Origin of the sequence: Hymenobacter algoricola (assembly GCF_039539525.1) — a bacterium.
Lineage (GTDB): Bacteria > Bacteroidota > Bacteroidia > Cytophagales > Hymenobacteraceae > Hymenobacter > Hymenobacter algoricola.
In genome coordinates, this window is the sequence record NZ_BAABDH010000020.1 from 87,067 (window position 1) to 108,539 (window position 21,473).

Genomic DNA, 21,473 nt, shown 5'->3' on the forward strand with positions numbered 1-21,473 from the left:
AAGTTATGGGACAAGTACTTCACGGCAGCGCCCGCACAACTCAGGCAATANTCACTGCGGCTACCATACACAGACCACTTAACCACTGGCCACACCGTTCACGAATCCGCTATAGCTCCAGTGGGGTCATTGTAGTTAATAGGATCATTGTATGCGTAGTGATATGGCGACCATGCGGCATAATCAGCCGCTAATGGGTCTACTCCCCAAAAGCGTCCAAGTGTAGGGTCATAAGAGCGCAGCTCCGTCGAATAAAAGCTATTTTCTGCATCTAGCAAATCATCTTGCAGTTGGGAGCCACCATTGAAGAGGTGTTTGCTGGCCACCTCCGCGGCTTGGGTGTTTACTGCTACCCCACCCAGAGCCATGCCAAAGGGATAGTAATGGTTTTCCTGCGAAATCAGCAGTTCCGCTTTTGGATGCAAAATGGAAAGTGAGTCAAAGTAGACAGGCTGGGATCCTTCGTTGAGTACGCTCACCCGCAGCTGTCCCGTACGCGCTTCGGCTGACGACAGGTCGATGGGGACTACGGCCACCAATTCCCGCCACGAGTCATTGCTTTCCACCTGCGCTGGGATAGAGCCCGATCTGACCAGGCGCTGCTCATTATCATACAGCGCCCAGGTTAAGTACGCCATTTTGTTGGTCGGCCTCGCTTCCTGGGGGATGACAGGCGCTGAACGGTGGGAGCCTAGGTGTATAGTCCCAGAGTGTAGTGGGGTATCTTTCGGGCGAGCCATCCAGCAAAAGTTATGGGACAAGTACTTCACGGCAGCGCCCGCACAACTCAGGCAATACGACGCAGTATCCAACGTAGTCAGGAAAGCCTCCAAACGCTAGCAAAGCGACATAGCATCGACCCTAAAACGGTTGCCAAGTGGCGTAAGCGCACCACGACGACCGACGCAACCATGGGGCCAAAGCCGGCCTCGACGGTGCTCACGGCCGAAGAAGAGGCTATTGCCGTCACCTTTCGCCAGCATACGTTGCTACCCCTGGATGATTGCCTCTACGCGCTGCAAGAAACCATCCCGCACCTCTCGCGTTCGGCGCTGCACCGCTGTTTTCAGCGCCACGGGGTGAGCCGCCTGCCCTTGAGCGAGGATGGGCAGTCTGCGCCAAAGAAAAAATTCAAGGACTATGCCATCGGCTACCTGCACGTCGATTTTGCCGAAGTCCGCACCGAGCAAGGCCGCCAGTACCTCTTTGTGGCCATTGACCGCACCAGCAAGGTGGCGTTTGCCGAGTTGCAGCCGCGGGCCACGCGCATGCTAGCGGCCGATTTTCTGCGTCGGGTGTTGGAGAAGCTGCCTTACAAAGCACATACCGTGCTGACCGACAACGGCGTGCAATTTACCCTGCAACCGCATCAGTGGTTTCCGGGTGGCCATAGCTTTGACCGCATTTGCCGCGCCTTCGGGGTGGAACATCGGCTGACCAAACCGGCCCATCCCTGGACGAATGGCCAGGTCGAGCGCTTCAATCGCACCATCAAGGAGGCAACTGTGCAGCGCTACCACTACGAGTCTACGGCCCAGCTTAATGAGCACCTACAAGCCTTTTTGCTGGCCTACAACCACGCCAAGCGGCTCAAACGCCTACGGGGCCTGACTCCGCACGAATTTGTGTGTGCGCAGTGGCAGAAGAATCCTACTATCTTCACACAAGACCCGGCCCAGCTCACCTTGGGACTATACACCTAGCCAGTTTGGCCAACAAACCGGTCATACTCACCTGAACCGCAGGAGCCAGATGAGGAATTCGGTGTGCCCCCTTCTCAGTCGACGAAACCGGTGGCGTCACCAGGGCTGGTACCAGTGCCCACTGCGGCTGAATGCGGACCGGTGGAGGAGGAATGGTAACTGGGCGCCCCACCTGGGGCCCGTAGGGGGTGCTGTAGTAGACCTTTATTTTGATCTGCTCCCCATCGTTGACGGGTACGGAGGTGGTGGGTGCAAACTGGCTGTTGGTGATAGCCCCCACCTTGGTGCCCACCGACCCGGAGGCGACGGTTGGCCGGCTGCTGCCGGGAAAGGAACTGTAGTCGGCCCGGCTGGCGGCAATATTGCGAAAGTGCGAATAGTCGCCTTCTACCTCATCCTGTTCAAAGCTGAGGCCCGTCGTTTCCCTACCTGCCGTTGCCCGGAAGGCCACGCGCAGGTTGCCCAGATGGTCGCGCATCTGGTATTCGTACGTAAGCTGGTCCGGCGACGAGGGCAAAACGAGTGCCCGTCCTTCGGGCGTTGGCAGCCATGCTAAGCCATAGGCTGTCGGTGAGGACTCATAACCCCAGGGCTCCTCCCCGCTTCTGCCTGCATAGCGGAAGAGCTGGCCCCACCAACCGGAGGCAGGTCTGACCCAGGAATCGACTTCAAACAATTCTGGCCCAAACAATTCAAATTGTTTGGGCCAGAATTGTTTGAAGTCCCGGGAGCCCGGTAAAGCGGATTCATGGGGGCCGGCGAAACGTGCGGCTAGGGCGTGTTCTCAAGAACGTTCGGCATGGCAAAGTCGTAATAGGCTTATTTTCAAGATGAATGCTGACCGTACGTTGCTCACCGATAATCATTGGGCACTGNGCCGGGATGTTAGCCGTCAGAAACTCCACCGCCCGGCGCTCGGAGTAGTATTCGCCATCGGGCGGGCCTTCGGCAAAGCCGACGTGTCCGCCTTCCGGGGGCGTTTCCAAAAACACGAACTGACTCTGGGCCGCCACGTCGCGGGGGAAGCAGGAGGGCGCCAGAAACGGGTCGTTTTCGGCGTTTACCAGCAGCGTGGGAATACGGATGTTGGCCAGGTAGCGGCCCGAGCTGGACAGCTCGTAGTAGTCGTCGGCCGATTTGAAGCCGTGCATGGGCGCGGTAAAACGGTCGTCGAACTGCGGAAAGTCGCTGAGCTGGTCGAGGTCGGCCACGTCGACCTGCCCGGGCAGCAGCTCCGCTTTCTGGCGCATCTTGGCCCGCAACGACTTCAGAAACCGGTACAGGTAGAGGCGGTTGGCGGGCCGGGAAATCTGGTGGGAACTTGACCTCAGATCGGTGGGCACGGAAAAAACCGCGGCCCGCTCCACCTGCACGGGTACGCGCTCCGGCTTTTCGCCCAGGTACTTCAGCGTCACGTTGCCGCCCGCGCTGAAGCCCGTGAGGTACACGTGCTGGTAGTGGCCCACGCCCAGCGCGTAGCGCACCACAAAGTCGAGGTCGTCGGTGTCGCCGAGGTGGTAGGAGCGGAGCAGGCGGTTCATTTCGCCGCTGCAGCTGCGGTAGTTCCAGGCCAGCGCGTCGAAGCCGGCTTTGTTCATGGCCCGCACCATGCCGCGCACGTAGGGCCGGCCGGCATCGCCTTCCAGTCCGTGCGAGACGATGACCAGCGTGTCGGAGTGGCCCTGCGGCCGCTGCGACCAGTCCAGATCAAGAAAGTCACCGTCTTCGGTTTCCACCCGCTCACGCTGGTAGTGGACTTCGGGAACGGAGCGCCACAGGCTGGGGACGATGGTCTGAACGTGGCCGTTGAACATGTAGAACGGCGGCTGGTACGGAGACTGGGCTACGAGTGGCATGGCTGTAAGGAACAGGCGCGGAAGCACGCTTAATATACCACATTGTCGGCGTGCATACTATTAAGTCCGCAACTTCATTCGGCCGCCGCAAGTTTCGCGCTACGCCTGAAATGGAACCGGCTTGAGCCGGATCAGGGCGACGTACAGCGCTACCGCCCCGGCCACTGCGCCCGCTACCCCAAACGTGAGGCCCGGCCCGCCCCACTGCCACAGCAGCCCCGCGGTGATGCTGGCCACCAGGGAAGCCAGGCTGCTCAGGCCGGCAAACGTGCCCAGCGCCGCCCCCGTATCCGGCCGGGCGCACAGGGTGCTGACCCAGGCTTTGCTCACGCCTTCGGTGGCCGCCGCATACAAGCCATAGAGCCCAAACAGTACCCCGAAAACCCACAGCTCCCGGGCCACGGCGGCGCCGGCGTACACTCCCGCAAACACCAGCAGCCCGCCGGCCAGCATGCGGCGCGGCCCGAAACGGTCGGCCAGATGGCCCGCCGGAAAAGCCGCCAGCGCGTACACCAGATTATAAAAGATGTAAAGTCCGATAACGGTGGCGTCGGGCAGGCCACGCTGCCGGGCCAGCAGCAGCAGGAAGGCGTCGGAGCTGTTGAACAGGGCGAATACCAGCAGTCCGCCCACCACCTGACGATACGCCCCCGGCGCCTGCCGCCAGTAGCTGAAGGTGGCCCAGAACGGCCGCACCGGCCGCGGGGAAGGCTCCCGGGGCTTCTCACGCACCAGCAGCGTGACTACTACGGCGGCCAGCCCGGGCAGGAAGGCCAGCAGAAACAGCCGCTGGTAGTCGCCGGGCCGCAGCGCCAGCCAGAGCAGGGCGGCCGCCGGCCCCAGCACTGCGCCCAGTGTATCCAGGGAGCGGTGAAAGCCGAAAACCCGGCCCCGGGTGGCGGGGGTGGTTTCGTCGGTGAGCAGCGCGTCGCGGGCCCCGGAGCGCAGGCCCTTGCCCAGCCGATCGAGGGTGCGGGCGGCAAATACCCACCACGGCGTGGCCAGCACCGCCAGCATGGGCTTCGACAGGGCGCTCAGGGCGTAGCCCCACTGCACGAAGGGCAGGCGCCGCCCCAGCCGGTCCGACCACTGCCCGAAGTAGCCCTTGCTCAGGCCCGCCGTCGCCTCGGCCACACCTTCCAGCACCCCGATCAGGACCACCGAGAAGCCGATGCTGCGCAGGTAGAGCGGCAGCACCGGATACAGCATTTCACTGGCCAGATCGGTGAGCAGGCTGACCAGGGAAAGCAGCCAGATGGTGCGGGTAAGAAACTTCATGCGGTAAATGACGCCCAAAATTCATCCGCAAAACAGTCAAGTGCCGGTTAATTTGGATAGAGGCATTTGCTATTCCCAGCCAAAGCCTTACCTTTGCCACCCCAACTGAATACAAAACCGAGCAGAACGTCAATTTTACCATCCTCATGGCAAATCATAAATCGGCCCTCAAGCGCATCCGTTCCAACGAAGCTAAGCGCGTGTTGAACCGTTACCAGGCTAAATCTACCCGCACCGCCATCAAGAAGCTGCGTGGTACCACCGATGCTACGGCCGCTCAGGAGCTGCTGAAGAAAGTATCGTCGATGCTGGATCGTCTGGCGAAGAAGAACATCATCCACAAGAACAAAGCTGCCAACAACAAGTCGAAGTTGGCTAAGTTCGTGTCGTCGCTGGCTGCTTAGGCACCCACCTGACCGATCTGCTCTTGTATACGAAAGGCCCCGCACGCACGTGTGGGGCCTTTTCGCGTTTCGCCAAGGCCCATTGATTATTTACTATCTTTTCGCTGTCTTACTCCTTAATCGATTTTTTATGAAGCCACTGTACCCTTTGCTGCTCCTGTGCGCCTGCCTGAGCTGCCTGCCCGCCAAAGCCCAAAACTGGCGCCCCTTCCGGCCCAACGGCGACGTGCATGCCTTCCGCGGCGCTGCCCCCGACACCGTGCTGACCATGCGCCTCGACTCGGCCGCCGTCAATGGTGCCGACTCGGTGTACTACTTCAACCGCATCATGCGGCGCGCCAGCAGCTTCTCGTGGAAGAAGTCGGTCAACAACCAGTTTGGGCAGCAAATGCGCTACAACGTGGCCCAGCGTACGTACGTGCTGTTCTGGAACGGCGGGTCGGTCAACGGCTTCTCGCTGGACCGGGCGCTGGTGCTGAAGCCGTTCGTGCCGGTGGGCACCACCTGGAGCAGTTTCTTCACCGACTACGGCGTAACGACCAAGCTGCTTTCCCGCGGCACCAGCCTGATTGATGGCGTCCAGGATTCCATTGCCACGTTCCAGGTAGGTGCCAGTCTGACGGTAGTGCTGAGCAAGCACTACGGCTTGGTTTCGGCTCCCAAAGACTTGGCCTTTGGCCTGCCTGCGCCCCAAATGCTCACCCTGGTCCGCCGTCCGGAGGCGGCCGGCCGCAGCTACTACAATCCCTCCGAGCTCATTACCTTGCAGCCCGGCGACGAGCTGGGCTACAAGCAGGAGCCAATTTACTACAACACCTTCATGTGCTACCAGGGCTGGCTGCTGACGCGCACCGTGAGCCGGCAGGAAACGGCGGATAGTCTGATTTACACGTTTCAGCAACAGCGGCGCACGGAGTACAGTGCCGCACCGGGCTGCCCCGGCGCCAGCGTTTCGGTTTCGCCGGTAAGGACTATCCGGCTGGCGGCCTCGCGTCGCACGGGCATTTGGGCCGCTAATGCGCAAACCAACTCGGTTATCAAGTTCAACAACGTAGAGCTGTTGAGCTACGAATACCGGCCGCAGAGTACGTCGAGCATACTGATGGGCCATCCGGTGGTGCCCGGGCGCAGCGGTGCCGGCTGCGGCGGAGCCGCCAAGCTGCGGCAACAGATGCTCTACCGTACCGGCAACGCCATCAATTATCAGCCCGGCCTGGACGCCCTCGCCTGGGAAAGCAAAATGGCCAACGGCGTAGGAGTGGCAAGTCAGTATGAGCACTCGCTGATCTATTCCCGGCGCAACAGCCAGGCCTGCGGCAGCCGCGCCGACTTCGTCACGCTGTTGCCCGTCAAAAGGGCGCAGAGCGTAGCGTCGCTGCAGCTCTACCCGAACCCGGCCACCACTTCCGCCACGCTGCTGCTGCCCGCTCCCGCCCGCGCTGCCGCCACTGTGCGCCTGCTCGACGGCGTAGGCCGTGCCGTGCTCACCCAGCCACTGACGGCCGGCCAGAGCACGGCCACGCTGGAGTTGCAGGGCCTGGCCGCCGGGCTGTATCTGGTAGAAGTGCAGTTGCCCGGCGAAGCGCCCCGGCACGTGCGGCTGCAGCACCAGCCCTAAGCCGCTGTTCACCGAAGCCAGCCCAAAAGAAAGCCCGCCTGATGATTCAGGCGGGCTTTCTTGCTCTTGAAGCCTATGCGTAATCCGAGCACCCAGTACACGTACTGCCTACTCCTTACGCCACGCTCACTTTGACCATGTTGGCGTGTCCCTTGTCCAGAATCGGCATCGAGCCGGTATTGATGAACACGTCGCCGGCGGTGAGGTGGCCGGTGGTGGTCAGGATATACTTGATGTCCGATACGGTGTTGTCGGTGCTGACCAGCCGGTCGTAGTAGAAGCCGCGCACGCCCCACACCAGGCTCAGTGCCGTGAGCAGGGCGCGGTTGTCGGTGAAGATGAAGATGTTGGCTTTGGGCCGGTACTTGGCAATCTGGAAGGCCGTGTAGCCGCGGTGCGTGGTGCCGGTAATGGCCGTGGCCTCGGTGTTTTTGGCCAGGTGGCAGGCCGCCGACAGCAGGCTGTCGACCATGAAGGTCGGGGCCGTGGCGTCAATCGGGAACCAGTGGTGATACAGGCTGCTGGTGCGGGTTTCCACGCTCAGAATGGTGCCCACCATCGAGCGGATAACCTCGGCCGGGTAGGCCCCCACGGCGGTTTCCGCCGACAGCATCAGCGCGTCGGCGCCGTCCATCACGGCGTTGGCCACGTCGCTGGTTTCGGCCCGCGTCGGGCGGGGGGCCGTAATCATGCTTTCCATCATCTGGGTGGCCACAATGACGGGCTTGCCCACCTTGTTGCACTTCTCGATGATCAGCTTCTGAGCCATCGGCACCTCTTCCATCTTCACTTCCACGCCCAGGTCGCCGCGGGCTACCATCACGGCATCGGCAATGGCAATGATTTCGTCGAGGTTCTTCAGGCCTTCCGGCGTCTCGATTTTGGCAATGACGCGGGTAGTCTTGCCGGCTTCGGCAATGAGCTTCTTGATAAAGCGGATGTCCTCGGCGCGGCGGGCAAACGACAGCGCTACCCAGTCCACGTCATTTTCCAGTCCGAACTTGAGGTCTTCGATGTCCTTCTCCGTCATGGCCGGGGCCGACACGTCGGAATCGGGCAGGTTAATGCCTTTGCGGGGCTTCACCAGGCCGCCGTAGATAACCTCCACGTCCACCTCCGACTCGCGGTCGGTAGCCAGCACCTTGAGCTCGATTTTGCCGTCGTCAATCAGGATCATGTCGCCGGCCTTCACGTCGCGGGCCAGGCCCAGGTAAATCGTGCTCAGGCGCGTGGCCGTGCTGATTTCCTTTTCGCCGCAGACCAGCTTGATCTTGTCGCCGCGCTTGATTTCCACGCCGCCGCCTTCCACTTCGCCAAGGCGAATCTTGGGGCCCTGCAGATCCTGCAGCAGCCCCACGCTGGTGCGCAGGTCCTTGTTGAGGCGCCGCACCGTGTTGACGACCGACAGATGGTCTTCGTGGGAGCCGTGCGAGAAGTTGAGGCGGAACACATCCACGCCCTCGCGGATCAGCATGCCCAGCTTTTCGTAAGTATTGGAGGCGGGGCCAACGGTGGCCACAATCTTGGTTTTGTTAACGTGCGGACGAGGTTCCATAGGGAAGGTTGAAGTCAGGTAAGGAGGCTGGCAGCTAAACGCGACGAAGCGGAGGGAAGAACTTTTCCGGCCCCCCAAACAGCGTGTCTTTGTGGGATAAGACGTGGCTGTTCCGGGGGCAAAAAGCAGTTCCGCACTCCGCTTGCGCCGGGCCTGCTGCCCGGCATTTGGAAGCTCAAAAGAGCAAGTTTTCTTTGAATTTCAACGAATTTGGGTCGAACTGACAGGCATACTGTACCTCCGGCAGCCGCGTGAGCTGCTCGAGCAGCTCCTCCGGGGCCAGCGCGCCGGAGCCGTTGCTGACCTGAATCAGGTAGTCGTATTCCTTGATGTCGGGGGCCAGGAAGGGCTTTTTCAGCGGTGACGGGTCCACCGAGCGGTTGCGGAACAGGCGCAGCGACAGATTCTCGGTGGCGTGCAGGTAATTGCTGATGACGAGCCGGCCCTGGGCCAGTAGATCGTAGATCAGGTCCTGCTGTTTTACCAGTCGCAGGCGCAGCGTGCTGTTCAGCGTCCAGGCCAGCTTGTGTTCCCGGCTCGACGAAACAATACCAAACAGGTCGAAGTCACAATCATACTCTACGTCGAGCGTTAGCGTTTTCATAAGCGGGCTACAGGGCAAGAAAAGGCAATATTACGCACGCCGCCGGTCGATTGAAACCCGGCCGGCCATAATCTTGTACCCGCAAGAATCGGGGGGCTCGGTTTGACAATGTTAGGGAAGTTAGTGTTATTTGCGCCTAGTTTTCTCCAAACCCCCACGGAAATGTCTGAAATTGCAGAAAAAGTAAAAGCTATTATCATTGATAAGCTTGGTGTTGAAGCTTCGGAAGTAACGCCGGAGGCTTCGTTCACGAACGATCTGGGCGCTGACTCCCTGGATACGGTTGAGCTGATCATGGAATTCGAAAAGGAGTTCAACGTGTCTATTCCAGACGATCAGGCCGAAAACATCGGTACCGTGGGTCAGGCCATCAGCTACCTGGAAGAGCACGCTAAGTAAGCTTTTGCGTCTTTCTACCCCCATTTAGTGCTTACCGGCCGGCTCGCCGCCGGCCGTTTTGCTTTTTTATCCCGTCTCCCAATCGCCTATGTCTCTTCGGAGAGTTGTTGTGACCGGCCTTGGTGCCATCACCCCGCTGGGCAAGAACGTCGCCGAATACTGGGACGCCTTGTCACGCGGGGTGAGCGGTGCTGCGCCCATCACCCGTTTCGACGCCAGCAAGTTCAAAACCCGCTTCGCCTGCGAGGTGAAAAACTACAATCCGGACGATTACTTCCCCACCAAGGAAGGCCGGAAGATGGACCTGTTCACCCAGTTTGCCGTCATTGCCTCCGACGAGGCAATCAAGGATGCCGGGCTGCTGGAAGGCGTCAACAAAGACCGGGTGGGCGTCATCTGGGGCTCGGGCATCGGGGGGCTGAAAACCTTTCAGGACGAGTGCTTCAACTTCGCCAAGGGCGACGGTACGCCCCGCTACAACCCGTTCTTCATCCCGAAAATGATTGCCGACTCCTCGTCGGGCAACATCTCGATTAAGAACGGCTTCCGGGGCCCTAATTTCGTGACTACCTCGGCCTGCGCCTCCTCTTCCGACGCCATCGTGGCCGCCTACAACTACATCCGTTTGGGGATGGCCGACGTGGCCGTAACCGGCGGCTCGGAAGCGGCCATCACCGAAGCGGGCGTGGGGGGCTTCAACGCCCTCAAAGCCATGAGCGAGCGGAACGACGACGCGGAATCCGGCTCCCGGCCCTACGACAAAGACCGGGACGGCTTCGTGCTGGGTGAAGGCGCCGGGGCGCTTATCCTCGAAGACTACGAGCACGCCAAGGCCCGCGGCGCCAAGATCTACGCCGAAATCATCGGGGGCGGTCTATCATCGGATGCCTACCACATTACTGCGCCCGACCCTACCGGCGAAGGCGTGGTGCTGGTGATGCAGAACGCGCTGCGCGACGCGGGCATCAGCCCGGCCGACGTGGACTACATCAACACCCACGGCACGAGCACGCCGCTGGGCGACGGGGCCGAAATCAAGGCCATTCAGAAGGTGTTTGGGGAAGAGGCCTACAAGCTCAACATCAGCTCGACCAAAAGCATGACCGGGCACCTGCTCGGCGGCGCGGGCGGCATTGAGGCGGTAGCCAGCATCCTGGCCATTCAGCACGGCATCGTGCCCCCGACCATCAACCACTTCACCGACGACCCCGAGCTGGACGCGCGGCTGAACTTCACGTTCAACACGGCCCAGAAGCGGGAAGTGAACGTGGCGATGAGCAACACGTTCGGTTTTGGCGGCCACAACACGTCGGTGGTCTTCCGCAAGTTTCAGGACTAATGCTGCGTCCCGGACAGCCGTTGCCGCTCTTCGGCTTTTTTCGGCGGCTGCTGGGGCACGACCGGGCGTTCCGGCAAGCTATTGCCACGGTAACCGGCCGCACGCCTGATAACGTGCGGCTGTACCATTTGGCGTTCACCCACTCGTCCATCGTGCGGCAGCAGGGCGACCTGGGCCGGCACCAGAGCAACGAGCGGCTGGAGTTTCTGGGCGACGCCGTGCTGGGCGCCGTGGTGGCCGAGTACCTGTTTCGCAAGTTTCCCTACGAGCAGGAAGGCTTCCTGACCGAGCTCCGCTCCCGCATCGTGAACCGGGAAAGCCTGAACGTGCTGGCCCTGAAAATCGGGCTCGACAAGCTCGTGCAGCTCGACCCCGCCCAGGGCCGGGCCGCCCGCTCACGCTCCGTGAACGGCAACGCCCTGGAGGCGCTGGTGGGGGCCGTGTACCTGGACCAGGGCTACAAAGCGGCCCGCAAATTTGTGCTGGCGCGGCTGGTCAAGCCTTTCGTCGACGTCAAGTCCCTGACCGAAACCACCACCAACTTCAAGAGCAAGCTCATCGAGTGGGCCCAGCGCAACGGCAAAGCCATTCGCTACGACCTGACCGGCGAGGCCCGCTCGGGCGGGGTGATGGAGTTCTCAGCCACGGTGGTGCTCGATGAGGAAGCTATTGCCACCGGCATGGGCCTGAGTAAAAAGCAGGCCGAGCAGCTCGCCGCCGAGCGGGCCCTGACGGCGCTGGGGGTGTAGCGTTGTAGCTACTGGCGAAGTCAATAGCTTATTGAGCATTCAGTGGCAATAGACGGATGATTAAAAAGATCTTACTAGGTTCTCTGCTAGCAGTCGTGCTTTATTTTGCTGGCGGCATCGGGTTGTTGGCAGCCGGCGTTATTGATCGGCTTTATTTCTGGCCCGGATGGTCTGTTAAAGGTCCGAAGAGTAAAAAAAAGGTTGATCAATCGGGCTTTGCGGCCGATGGTCCCTTGGTTTTTTACCAGAATAAGCGGCTTATCAGCAAGCGGATTGCTCCGCGGGGCAGCCAATTGGTCATTGAGACAGATACGTTGCAAGCCAATGACACCGCTGTTCTGAGGTGCTTCGTGGACAGTATGGGCCGCGAGTTTCGGGTGCCCCTACGCCCAGCGGCGGTAGTACCGGCAGATGCGTACCCCGCCCCGGAAAAGCTATTGGCCATTTCAGATATCGAAGGCAACTTCAAGGCTTTTGAAATGCTGCTTCAGGGAGCCGGAGTGGTGGATGAAAAGCTGGCTTGGCAGTTTGGTCGCGGGCATCTGGTACTGGTGGGGGACTTTTTTGACCGGGGGCTCAATGTGACGGAATGCCTGTGGCTGATCTACAAGCTTGAGCAGGAAGCCAAGCAGGCTGGCGGCCAAGTACACTTCATTCTGGGCAACCACGAACGGATGAACATGATGGGCCACTTTAAATACGTGCGCCGCAAATACGAAGTGAATGCCGATATGCTAGGCGTCGCGTATGACCAATGGTATAGCCGTTCCACCGTGTTGGGGCAGTGGCTCCGCACCAAGAACGTAGTGGAAAAAATCGGCCCTGTTTTGTTCGTGCACGGTGGCATCAGCCCGGAAGTGGCCGAACGCCGCCTCTCGCTACGGCAACTGAACGTACTAGCCCGAACCAGTATTGATATGGCCGCCGCAAACCAGCCGCCGCTAGACAAGCATGTGACCCAGGCGCCCAGCAGCCCCGATTGGTACCGGGGACTGGTGCTGGAAGAGCCGTCTGAGGCACAGATAAAGCAAATTCTCAGCACGTATGCGGCCACCCAGATAGTTGTGGGACACACGCCGGTGGAAAGCATCAAAAGGCTCTACGGCGGAAAGATTATTGCCATCGACCTGCCGCATCAGGAACGTACGGATCGGCACGAAACGCTCCAAGCGTTGTGGATGGAAGACGGCACTTTCACTATTATTGACAGCCACGGGCAGAAAAGCGGGTTTTAGTGCTTCCAGAAGCCCCGTCGGCAACGAGCGGTAACTTGGGCCAGCAAAGCCTGCGGCAGCCTGATCATGCTGTGCGAAAAGCTTGTTGGTAACCCAACCCACCGAAAAGCAGTTGATTCCTGAAACCCATCTTTCCGTCCCATGCGAATAGCCGGCGCCGCCCTCAACCAGATTCCCTTCGACTGGCAACACAACCTGCGCACCATCCGCGAGGCAATTGAGCAGGCCAAAGCCGCGGGCGTGGAGCTGCTGTGTCTGCCGGAGCTGTGCCTGACGGGCTACGGCTGCGAAGACCTGTTTCTGAGTGACTGGCTCCCTGAGTCGGCACTGGCTTACCTGCAGCAGATCCGGCCCTGGACCCAGGGCATTCTGGTGTGCGTGGGGCTGCCGATCCGAATGCAGGGCCGCACCTACAACACGGCCGCGGTGCTGCGCGACGGCGAAATCCTGGGCTTCGCGGCCAAGCAGTTTCTGGCCAACGACGGCGTGCACTACGAGCCGCGCTGGTTTACCTCCTGGCGGGCCGGCGAAACCGGCACCGTAGCCTGGGAAGGGCAGGAGTGGGCCATCGGCGACCTGGTATTTGAGCACAAGGGCGTGCGGTTCGGCTTCGAAATCTGCGAGGATGCCTGGCGCCCCGATACCGAGCGGCCCGCCTGCCGCCTCATGGGCCGCGTGGACCTGATCGTGAACCCGTCGGCCAGCCACTTTGCCATGAGCAAGACCGACGTGCGCTACAACCTGGTGCTGAATGCCTCGCGCAACTTCCGCTGCACCTACCTCTACGCCAACCTGCTCGGCAACGAAGCCGGCCGCATGATCTACGACGGGGAAATCCTGGTGGCTCGAAACGGCCACCTGCTGCACCGCAACCAGCTGCTGAGCTTCAAGGAAGTGGATATGGAGTACGTGGACGTGGATTTTGCCGCGAACCTGCCCCTGGCCGAAACCATCGTGCCCCTGCCCGCGCCCGACGAGTACCGGGAGCTGAACCAGGCCCTGAGCCTGGCCCTGTTCGACTACCTGCGCAAGGCCCGCAGCCGGGGCTTCGTGCTGAGCTTAAGTGGCGGCGCCGACTCGTGCATGTGCGCCGTGGGCGTGGCCGAAATGGTGCGCCTGGGCACGGAGGAGCTGGGCGTGGAGGAGTTTATGCGCCGATTGTCAATTAAGAATGAAGAATTGAAAATTAAGAATGAGGCGGCCGGCGCCCTTAGTGAAACTGCCAAAAACCAAAAACCAAAAACCACCAACCAGAAACTAACGGAAAGGCTGCTCACCTGCGCCTACCAGGGCACCGTCAACTCGTCCGATGACACCTACAACTCGGCCAGAGAGCTGGCGGATTCCATTGGGGCGGTGTTTTTCAACTGGGGCATTGATGAGGAGGTAACCGGCTACGTGGGCAAGATTGAGCACGCCCTGGGTCGGAAGCTGACCTGGCAGACCGACGACTTAGCGTTGCAGAACATTCAGGCCCGGGTGCGGGCCCCCGGCATCTGGATGCTGGCCAACGTGCTCAACGGCCTGCTGCTGACGACTTCCAACCGCTCGGAAGCTTCCGTGGGCTACTGCACCATGGACGGCGACACGGCCGGCAGCATCTCGCCCATTGCCGGCGTCGACAAGGACTTCGTGAAAAAATGGCTGCGCTGGGCCGAAACCGAGCTGGGCTACCCCGGCCTGCGCCACGTGAATGCCCTGCAGCCCACGGCCGAGCTGCGCCCGCTGGCCGACCAGCAGACCGACGAGCGGGATCTGATGCCCTACGTGCTGCTCAACCGCATCGAGCGGCTGGCTTTCTACGACCGGCTCAGCCCGGCCCAGGTGCTGGCTACCTTGGTCGAAGAGGAGGAAAGCTACGAGCCGGAGCAGCTCAAACTCTACGTTCGGCGCTTCTACACGCTCTGGAGCCGCAACCAGTGGAAGCGCGAGCGGTATGCCCCCGCCTTCCACCTCGACGACTACAACGTGGACCCGCGCTCCTGGCTGCGCTTCCCGATTCTGAGCGGCGGCTTCGGCGCGGAGCTGAGCGCGCTGTAGCTACCTGGTAAATTAGGATTGAGCTTCGGAAGAAGGGAGTAGCTGGTTTTTGCAAAGGCAATTGCTTGTAAGCCAATGGCCTGTAGAAAAGTTGGAAGGGCTGGCGCAAGTTTCACGCGCTAACGTGGCCTAAGCAGCTGTAGCTTCAGTATTCGCGGCCCCGGCCGGGAGCTGAACAGGTATCGTTTCTATCCTTCAACTCCCGCTTCACTGGTGTATACCCTTCCGCTGCCGACCGTTCATGGCTCCCGGCCTCCTGCGCAAGGCAGCGGTGCTTCGGCCGATGCCGAGCTGGTAGCGCAATTGCAACAGGGCAGCGAGGCTGCGTTTCGCACGCTGGTGGAACGCTACCAGAATCGTATTTACCGCACGGTACTGGCCCTGCTACGGTCGCCGGAAGAGGCGGAAGACGTGGCGCAGGAAGTCTTTGTGGAAGTCCACCAAACGATTGGCCGGTTTCGGGGTGATGCCGCCCTAAGTACCTGGCTCTACCGGCTGGCTACTTCGCGGGCCCTGAAACATCGGCAGCGGGCCCGGGCCCGGAAGCGCTTTGCCTATTTCACCAGCCTGCTGGGCTTCGACAACCAGGTGCTGCACGAGCCGACGGACCATGCGCATCCGCAGGCGCAAATGGAAGGGCAGCAGCAGCTGGAGCTTTTACTCGCGCATATTGCCCGGTTACCCGACCAGCAGCAGCTCGCTTTTACGCTGCGCCACGAGCAGGAATTGAGCTACGAGGAAATAGCCGCTGTTCTCAAAACCACTGTGCCGGCCGTGGAATCCCTGTTGTTTCGCGCCCGCAAAACTCTTCGTACCCATCTCGCCCTTTCCCTGCGTCATGCCTGATTCCGCCACTCGCCCGCCTGCCGATGAAGAATGGGAAAACCTGCTGCGGCAATGGCGGGCCCAGCAAAAAGCCCAGCCGCGCCCGTTCTTTTATAGTCGGGTACGTGCCCGGCTCGTCGGTGAGGCACCGGTGGAGCGCCAACTGCTGCCCACCTGGCTGCGCTGGCCCAGCTATGCCTTCATGCTCGGTATACTGTTGCTGCTTAGCGGCGACGGTGCGGTGTTGCGCTCAGCCGCGCCGGCCAACCCCTATCAACTCTATCCCGGCGGCCAGCCAGCATCGCTCCCCGCCCGCTGATTGGTCACCGCCGTTGCGCGCTGCTCCTCCTGCCCAATGCCTGAGCAGGAGGGTAGTTTGCCAAGCCGCAAGCCGAATGTCTGAGTACCTTTGAGTCCTTTCCATCTTTTCGTAACCCTGTTACCGATGCTTGCTTTCATTACCTGGACTGCCGACCCTATCATCGCTCATCTCGGCCCGCTGACGCTGCGCTGGTACGGGCTGCTGTTCATGTCGGGATTTGTGATTGGCACGTTTGTGCTGTCGCACATCTATAAGTCGGAGCGGGTGTCGCCGCGCTGGGTCGACGTGATTACCATCTACATGCTCATCGGCACGGTGGTGGGGGCACGGCTGGGGCACTGCCTGTTCTACGACCCGCAGTACTACTTGGCGCACCCGCTCGACATTCTCAAGATCTGGGAAGGCGGCCTGGCCAGCCACGGCGCGACCATCGGCATTCTGCTGGCCTGCTGGCTGTTTGCCCGCAACAACAAGTTCGACTACCTCTGGGTGCTCGACCGGATTGTGATTGTGGTAGCCATCGGCGGCGCGCTGATCCGGCTGGGCAATCTGATGAACTCCGAGATTGTGGGCCAGCCCACCGACAAGCCCTGGGCTTTCGTGTTTCCGCGCGACACGGAGCACCTGCAGCCGGCGCAGTCCGGGCAGCCGCTGCCCGCGGGCGCGGTGTTCGTGGAAACCACCCGGCAGCCCGATGGCAGCCTGACAGTAGCCACCCACCCGGCCAGCTATACCCCGACGGCGACCACCAAGATTGCCGTGCCCCGCCACCCTACGCAGCTCTACGAGTCGCTGTTTTGCATTGCCCTGCTGATCGTGCTCTACACTATGTGGAACCGCACCAAGGAGCGCACCCCGCGCGGGCAGCTGTTTGGGCTGTTCGTGGTGCTGCTGTTCACCCAGCGCTTTCTGGGTGAATACCTGAAGGAAGACCAGGGCGACTGGGATAGAAAGATGCTGGCTATTACGCACATGAACCTCGGTCAGCTGCTGAGCCTGCCCCTGATTCTGGTCGGTATCTGGGTGCTGATCCGGGCCGGCAAAAATCCGGACAATCCGTACGGCTACGCACCCCGCGACCTGGAGGACGATGTACCCCAGCCCAACAAAGCCATCAGCGCCAAATAGAAAAGGCCCGCTCTGTAGCGGGCCTTTTCTATTTGGCAGCAGAAGCCGGAAGCACTACCCTGCGTTACTGCGGAATCTTATACTGGTACAGGGTGCCTTCCTCCGTGCTGATCATCAGGGTCTGGTCGTCAAAGAAAACCAGGCCTTCGGTCTGCCCGGCGCCTTTCAGGGAAAAGTGCCGGGGCGTCGCCTTCAGGGCCGAGGCCAGGTCGCTGCCTTCCAGGATGAACAGCTCTTCGCGGCCCAGCAGCGCCAGTCGTTTGCCGTCGGGGCTGAGGTTGGCATCGGTTACTTCGCCCGGAATGCTCAGGCTGGTCAGCAGGCGCGCCGTTTGCTGGCCCGGCTGATCTGGCATGGTGTACACTTTGCTGGTCGTTTGCTGGGCGCGGTCCTTGGTGAACAGGTACAATTTGCCGGCGTGCCAGAGCGAGGCCTCACAATCGAAGTTGCGGTCCTTTTTGCCGGGCGGAAAGGCTTTCTGGTCGGCGTAGGCGAACTTGATCTTGGTGGTTTCGGACGTGCCGGGGTTCAGGCGGTACACAGCCAGGTCGCGGCGGCTGCTGTTGTTGTTGCCGGCATCGGTGATAAACAGCGTGCCCTTGTCGTCCTGGGCAATGCTTTCCCAGTCCACGTTGGAAAAAGGCAGCTGCGAGCGTTCCAGCAGGCGGCCGGTCATATCCACCTTGTACAAAATGGGCTCGTTGCCGGCATCGGCGAAGGTATAAAAGGTCCCGGCCGTGTTGGCGCGGGCCAGGCCCGAGCTTTCCATCACGTTGTCCATGGACCCTACTTTCTGCAGGCCGGGCACCAGCTCCCCGTCGGCGGCCGTCTTATCCTTATCCTTTTTCTTTTTGCCCTTCAATGCTTTATCGTCGCTCTGGGCTTCGGAGCAGCTGCTGCCCACCAGGGTGCTGAGCAGGGTGGCAAACAAAAATATTCGGCGCATAATGGGTGGTAACGAGTGCAAAAAAAGCTGCCCCGGCCCCAAGGCCGAGGCAGCAACCGGAAAGCGAGTGTACGCAGAAACTGCCGGTTAGGGTACGGGGTCGTAGCCGTGGCCACCCCAGGGATGGCAGCGCCCGATGCGGCGCAGGGCCAGCCCGCCTCCCCGCCAGGGTCCGTGTTTGCGCACGGCTTGGGCCGCGTAGGCCGAGCAGGTCGGCTGAAACCGGCAGCTGGGCGGCGTCAGCGGCGAAATCAGCTTCTGGTAGATCCAGATCAGCGCCAGAAACAGGGAGCGGAACAGAAAGGACATGCGCGGGAATGGGGCGGCAAAGTAATGAAAAGACCGGTGGGCAGCGCCTGGCGAAACATTGGGTAGCAGCAGGCCGGTTTTGCAACAGACCGGCGCTGCCGCCGGATCCAGCGTCAGCATTCGGCCCATAACTCGCGGGCAGTTCGTAAGTTTGGTCTTCGAATCAGTCAACAGCCGCCGGCTGTGAATCCTTTCCCCTTACCCCAAATTCCCATGCTGAAAATGAAATGGCTTCAGGTGGCCCTGCTGGCCCTGCTGCTGCCCGCTGTAGCCCACGCCGACGAAGGAATGTGGCTGCCGCTCTACGTGAAGCGCCTCAACTACGCCGACATGCAGAAAAAAGGCCTCAAGCTGACAGCCGAAGAAATCTACGACGTCAACAACGCCAGCCTGAAGGACGCCATTGTGCAGCTCGGGGGCTTCTGCACCGGCGAGTTTGTGAGCAGCCGCGGCCTGATGCTGAGCAACCACCACTGCGGCTACGACGCACTGCAAAGCCACAGCACGCCCGAAAAGAACATCCTGCAGGACGGCTTCTTTGCCACCACGCCCGCCGAGGAAAAGACCAACCCCGGCCTGTTCGTAGATATCCTGGTGCGCATGGAGGACGTGGGCGCCAAGGTGCTGGAAGGCGTGACGCCCCAGATGACCGAGCAGGAGCGCAGTGCCCTGGTGCAGAAGCACCAGCGGGAGCTGGCCGATGCGGCCAAGGAAAACGGCCAGTACGTGTCCTACGTGCGCGATTTTTTCGGCGGCAACGAGTACTACCTGTTCGTTTACCAGCGCTTCGGCGACGTACGCCTGGTGGGTGCCCCGCCGGAAGCGGTGGGCAAGTTCGGCGGCGACACCGACAACTGGGAGTGGCCCCGCCACACCGGCGACTTTTCGATGTTCCGCGTGTACGCTTCCAAGGACAACAAGCCCACTACCGGTTCGATGACCGACAACGTGCCTTACCAGCCCAAAAAGCACCTGTCGGTAAGTTTGCAGGGCGTCAATGAAGGGGACTTCGCCATGGTCTTCGGCTTTCCCGGCCGCACCCAGCGCTTCCTGCCCGCCGCCGGCCTGCAGCTCACCCTCGACCAGAGCAACCCGGCCCGCATCAAGCTGCGCGATACTCGCCTGAAGCTGTGGAAAGAGGATATGGACCAGAGCCCGGACATCCGCCTGAAGTACGCTTCCAAGTACGCCGGCATTGCCAACTACTGGAAGTACTTCCTCGGGCAGAACGAGGGCATGAAGCGCCTGAAGACCGTGGATGCCAAGAAGGCCGAGGAAGCCGCGCTGGCCCAGTGGATTTCGGCCGATGCTACCCGCACCCAGCAGTACGGCACGGCCCTGAACGACATCAACCAGAGCTACGCCGGCCTGCGCGAGTACAACCTGAGCAGCGTATATATGACTGAAGGCGCGCTGGGCACCGAGGTTACCGCCTTTGCCGCCCGCATGATGCCGCTCTACTCCCTGCTGAAAGACCCGAAAGCCGACCCCGCCGCCGTCAAGAAAGCCACCGACGACCTGAAGGAGCCCACCGCAGATTTCTTCAAGGACTACAATGTGGCCACCGACAAGAAGGTGTACGCGGCCCTGATGCAGCTCTACTACAACGACGTGCCGAAAGGTCAGCAGCCCGAAATATTCCGGACCGTGGAGAAGCAGTACGGGGGCTCGATGAAGAAGTACGCCGACTACGTGTTTGCCAGCTCCTTCCTAACCTCGAAAAGCAAAGTCGAGGCCTTCCTGGCCAAGCCCACGCTGGCCCAGCTGGAGAAAGATCCGGCGTTTGCCACCCTGAACTCGCTCTACAGCAACTACACCCAGAACATTCTGCCGAAGATGCAGGGCTTCCAGGCCCCACTCACCCGGGCCAACCGGGCGTACGTGGCCGCGCTGCGCGCCAAGAACACCGACAAGGTGTACTCGCCCGACGCCAACTCGACGTTGCGCCTGAGCTACGGCACCGTGCGCTCCTACACCGGCCGCGACGCGGTGAAGTTTGACTACAAAACCACGGCCCAGGGCATTCTGGAGAAGGAAGACGCCACCAACCCGGAGTTTGTGGTGCCCACCAAGGAAATTGCCCTGCTCAAAGCCAAGGACTACGGCCGCTTTGCCGGCAAGGACGGGCAGCTGCCGGTAGCCTTCATCACCGACAACGACATCACCGGCGGCAATTCCGGCTCCCCCGTCATCAACGGCCGCGGGGAGCTCATCGGCATTGCCTTCGACGGCAACTGGGAAGCCATGACCGGCGACCTGGCCTACGACCCGAACCTGAAGCGCTGCATCAACGTGGATATCCGCTACGTGCTCTGGTGCGTGGAGAAGCTCGGCGGCGCCAAAAGCCTCGTGGACGAGATGACCATCGTCAACAACGGTCCGAACCCCGGCGTGGGCGCGGCCGGCAGCGGCGCGGCCCTGCTCAACGGCATGAGCGACGTGGAGAAAATGAAGGTGAAAACCGACGATGGCGGCAAAACCAAAGTCAAGAGGAAAAAAGAGAAGGACGCCGCCGGCGCCGGGATGTAGACCCCGCCCGGTTGGTCGCGGTTACCAAAAATGCCCCGGTATCGGAAGATGCCGGGGCATTTTTGTGAGACCGGGCAAAAGCTGCAACTTGTGACTTCATCTTTCAACGCTATGCTCGAAATACTGCAGGATATCCGGGCCCGATTGCGGGCTAATGAGTACAAAAATGAAGAGCATGTGCGCCTGTCGCTGGTAGCCCGGATTGTAGCGGCTAGCGGCTGGAATATATGGGACCCGACTGAAGTATACACCGAATTCAAGGCTACCGAAAAGGAGGACAACACCCGTGTGGATGTGGCTTTGTTTGCCAAGAATTTTGAAGCCGACACCATATTCATTGAATGCAAAGGCCACGGCCGTATCGGCGACGATCTAGCCAAAGTGGAGCGTCAGCTGCGGGACTACAACCGCAACCACTCGGCTCTTTTCACGATTATCACCGATGGGCAGCAGTGGCGCTTTTACTACTCACTGACTAGCGGGGAATTCGCCCAAAAGTTGTTTGCCAAAGTGGATTTGGTCGTAGACAACCGGGTGCAATTCAAATCTTCGCTTGGTTGTTTTTGAGCAGTTGGGTGACGAGGTCAAACTTACGGCTTTTGTAGGCTACGCGCAGGCGCAGCAGGTGGTCGCA

21 protein-coding genes are annotated in these 21,473 nt (G+C 60.8%); 13 read left to right on the top strand and 8 right to left on the bottom strand.

Going from position 1 to position 21,473, the window contains the following annotated elements; genetic code table 11:
• Positions 1–98: 98 nt before the first annotated feature.
• A complete protein-coding gene (locus ABD842_RS06475; protein WP_345111692.1) occupies positions 99–638 on the bottom strand; it encodes an RHS repeat-associated core domain-containing protein in 540 nt (179 codons plus the stop codon).
• Between the two features lie 114 nt (positions 639–752).
• On the opposite strand from ABD842_RS06475, the gene ABD842_RS06480 reads away from it, so the two are divergent.
• Positions 753–1,703, top strand: coding sequence for an IS481 family transposase (locus ABD842_RS06480; protein WP_345111694.1), 951 nt, complete (start codon positions 753–755; stop codon positions 1,701–1,703).
• Here ABD842_RS06480 and ABD842_RS06485 read toward each other — a convergent pair.
• From ABD842_RS06485 to ABD842_RS06495, 3 genes are all read right to left on the bottom strand, one after another.
• A complete protein-coding gene (locus ABD842_RS06485; protein ID WP_345111696.1) occupies positions 1,681–2,220 on the bottom strand; it encodes a hypothetical protein in 540 nt (179 codons plus the stop codon). The two genes, ABD842_RS06480 and ABD842_RS06485, sit on opposite strands and share 23 nt — an antisense overlap.
• A 229-nt stretch (positions 2,221–2,449) precedes the next feature.
• Positions 2,450–3,559 (bottom strand): YheT family hydrolase, encoded by a 1,110-nt coding sequence (locus ABD842_RS06490; RefSeq protein ID WP_345111698.1) that lies wholly within the window; start codon positions 3,557–3,559, stop codon positions 2,450–2,452.
• 99 nt (positions 3,560–3,658) lie between these two features.
• On the bottom strand, positions 3,659–4,837 hold the full coding sequence (locus ABD842_RS06495; protein WP_345111700.1) for an MFS transporter: 1,179 nt from the start codon (positions 4,835–4,837) through the stop codon (positions 3,659–3,661).
• Positions 4,838–4,983: 146 nt separating this feature from the next.
• Between ABD842_RS06495 and rpsT the strand changes: the two genes are divergently transcribed.
• Both rpsT and ABD842_RS06505 read left to right on the top strand, forming a co-directional pair.
• The gene (rpsT, locus tag ABD842_RS06500; RefSeq protein ID WP_345111702.1) at positions 4,984–5,241 is read left to right on the top strand and encodes a 30S ribosomal protein S20; all 258 of its coding nucleotides are present in this window, start codon (positions 4,984–4,986) and stop codon (positions 5,239–5,241) included.
• 130 nt (positions 5,242–5,371) lie between these two features.
• Positions 5,372–6,859 (top strand): T9SS type A sorting domain-containing protein, encoded by a 1,488-nt coding sequence (locus tag ABD842_RS06505; protein WP_345111704.1) that lies wholly within the window; start codon positions 5,372–5,374, stop codon positions 6,857–6,859.
• A 115-nt stretch (positions 6,860–6,974) separates the two neighbouring features.
• Here the strand turns inward: ABD842_RS06505 and pyk are convergent, their stop codons facing one another.
• Together pyk and ABD842_RS06515 are read right to left on the bottom strand one after the other, a co-directional pair.
• On the bottom strand, positions 6,975–8,414 hold the full coding sequence (pyk, locus tag ABD842_RS06510) for a pyruvate kinase (RefSeq protein WP_345111707.1): 1,440 nt from the start codon (positions 8,412–8,414) through the stop codon (positions 6,975–6,977).
• A gap of 175 nt (positions 8,415–8,589) precedes the next feature.
• On the bottom strand, positions 8,590–9,018 hold the full coding sequence (locus ABD842_RS06515; RefSeq protein ID WP_345111710.1) for an IPExxxVDY family protein: 429 nt from the start codon (positions 9,016–9,018) through the stop codon (positions 8,590–8,592).
• A gap of 162 nt (positions 9,019–9,180) precedes the next feature.
• Between ABD842_RS06515 and ABD842_RS06520 the strand changes: the two genes are divergently transcribed.
• From ABD842_RS06520 to lgt, 8 genes are all read left to right on the top strand, one after another.
• Entirely contained in the window at positions 9,181–9,417 is a 237-nt protein-coding gene (locus tag ABD842_RS06520; protein WP_019948606.1) for an acyl carrier protein, read from the top strand.
• An 88-nt stretch (positions 9,418–9,505) separates the two neighbouring features.
• Positions 9,506–10,756 carry a beta-ketoacyl-ACP synthase II gene (gene fabF / locus ABD842_RS06525; RefSeq protein WP_345111713.1) on the top strand — a complete coding sequence of 417 codons (1,251 nt, stop codon included), beginning with the start codon at positions 9,506–9,508 and terminating at the stop codon, positions 10,754–10,756.
• A complete protein-coding gene (rnc, locus tag ABD842_RS06530) occupies positions 10,756–11,505 on the top strand; it encodes a ribonuclease III (protein ID WP_345111716.1) in 750 nt (249 codons plus the stop codon). The genes fabF and rnc overlap by 1 nt, the downstream gene beginning before the upstream one ends.
• A 56-nt stretch (positions 11,506–11,561) precedes the next feature.
• The gene (locus ABD842_RS06535) at positions 11,562–12,740 is read left to right on the top strand and encodes a metallophosphoesterase (protein WP_345111718.1); all 1,179 of its coding nucleotides are present in this window, start codon (positions 11,562–11,564) and stop codon (positions 12,738–12,740) included.
• Positions 12,741–12,881: 141 nt separating this feature from the next.
• On the top strand, positions 12,882–14,780 hold the full coding sequence (nadE, locus tag ABD842_RS06540) for an NAD(+) synthase (protein WP_345111721.1): 1,899 nt from the start codon (positions 12,882–12,884) through the stop codon (positions 14,778–14,780).
• A gap of 213 nt (positions 14,781–14,993) precedes the next feature.
• A complete protein-coding gene (locus tag ABD842_RS06545) occupies positions 14,994–15,626 on the top strand; it encodes an RNA polymerase sigma factor (protein WP_345111724.1) in 633 nt (210 codons plus the stop codon).
• Positions 15,619–15,924, top strand: coding sequence for a hypothetical protein (locus ABD842_RS06550; protein ID WP_345111727.1), 306 nt, complete (start codon positions 15,619–15,621; stop codon positions 15,922–15,924). Before ABD842_RS06545 ends, ABD842_RS06550 begins: the two co-directional genes overlap by 8 nt.
• A 126-nt stretch (positions 15,925–16,050) precedes the next feature.
• Entirely contained in the window at positions 16,051–17,055 is a 1,005-nt protein-coding gene (gene lgt, locus ABD842_RS06555) for a prolipoprotein diacylglyceryl transferase (RefSeq protein ID WP_345111730.1), read from the top strand.
• A gap of 64 nt (positions 17,056–17,119) precedes the next feature.
• Here lgt and ABD842_RS06560 read toward each other — a convergent pair whose 3' ends face one another.
• Together ABD842_RS06560 and yidD are read right to left on the bottom strand one after the other, a co-directional pair.
• Positions 17,120–18,001 carry a hypothetical protein gene (locus tag ABD842_RS06560; protein WP_345111733.1) on the bottom strand — a complete coding sequence of 294 codons (882 nt, stop codon included), beginning with the start codon at positions 17,999–18,001 and terminating at the stop codon, positions 17,120–17,122.
• A gap of 87 nt (positions 18,002–18,088) precedes the next feature.
• A complete protein-coding gene (gene yidD / locus ABD842_RS06565) occupies positions 18,089–18,310 on the bottom strand; it encodes a membrane protein insertion efficiency factor YidD (RefSeq protein ID WP_345111734.1) in 222 nt (73 codons plus the stop codon).
• A gap of 213 nt (positions 18,311–18,523) precedes the next feature.
• On the opposite strand from yidD, the gene ABD842_RS06570 reads away from it, so the two are divergent.
• Both ABD842_RS06570 and ABD842_RS06575 read left to right on the top strand, forming a co-directional pair.
• Positions 18,524–20,839 carry a S46 family peptidase gene (locus ABD842_RS06570; RefSeq protein WP_345111736.1) on the top strand — a complete coding sequence of 772 codons (2,316 nt, stop codon included), beginning with the start codon at positions 18,524–18,526 and terminating at the stop codon, positions 20,837–20,839.
• A 111-nt stretch (positions 20,840–20,950) separates the two neighbouring features.
• Positions 20,951–21,406, top strand: coding sequence for a type I restriction enzyme HsdR N-terminal domain-containing protein (locus ABD842_RS06575; protein ID WP_345111739.1), 456 nt, complete (start codon positions 20,951–20,953; stop codon positions 21,404–21,406).
• Positions 21,407–21,473 lie beyond the last annotated feature (67 nt).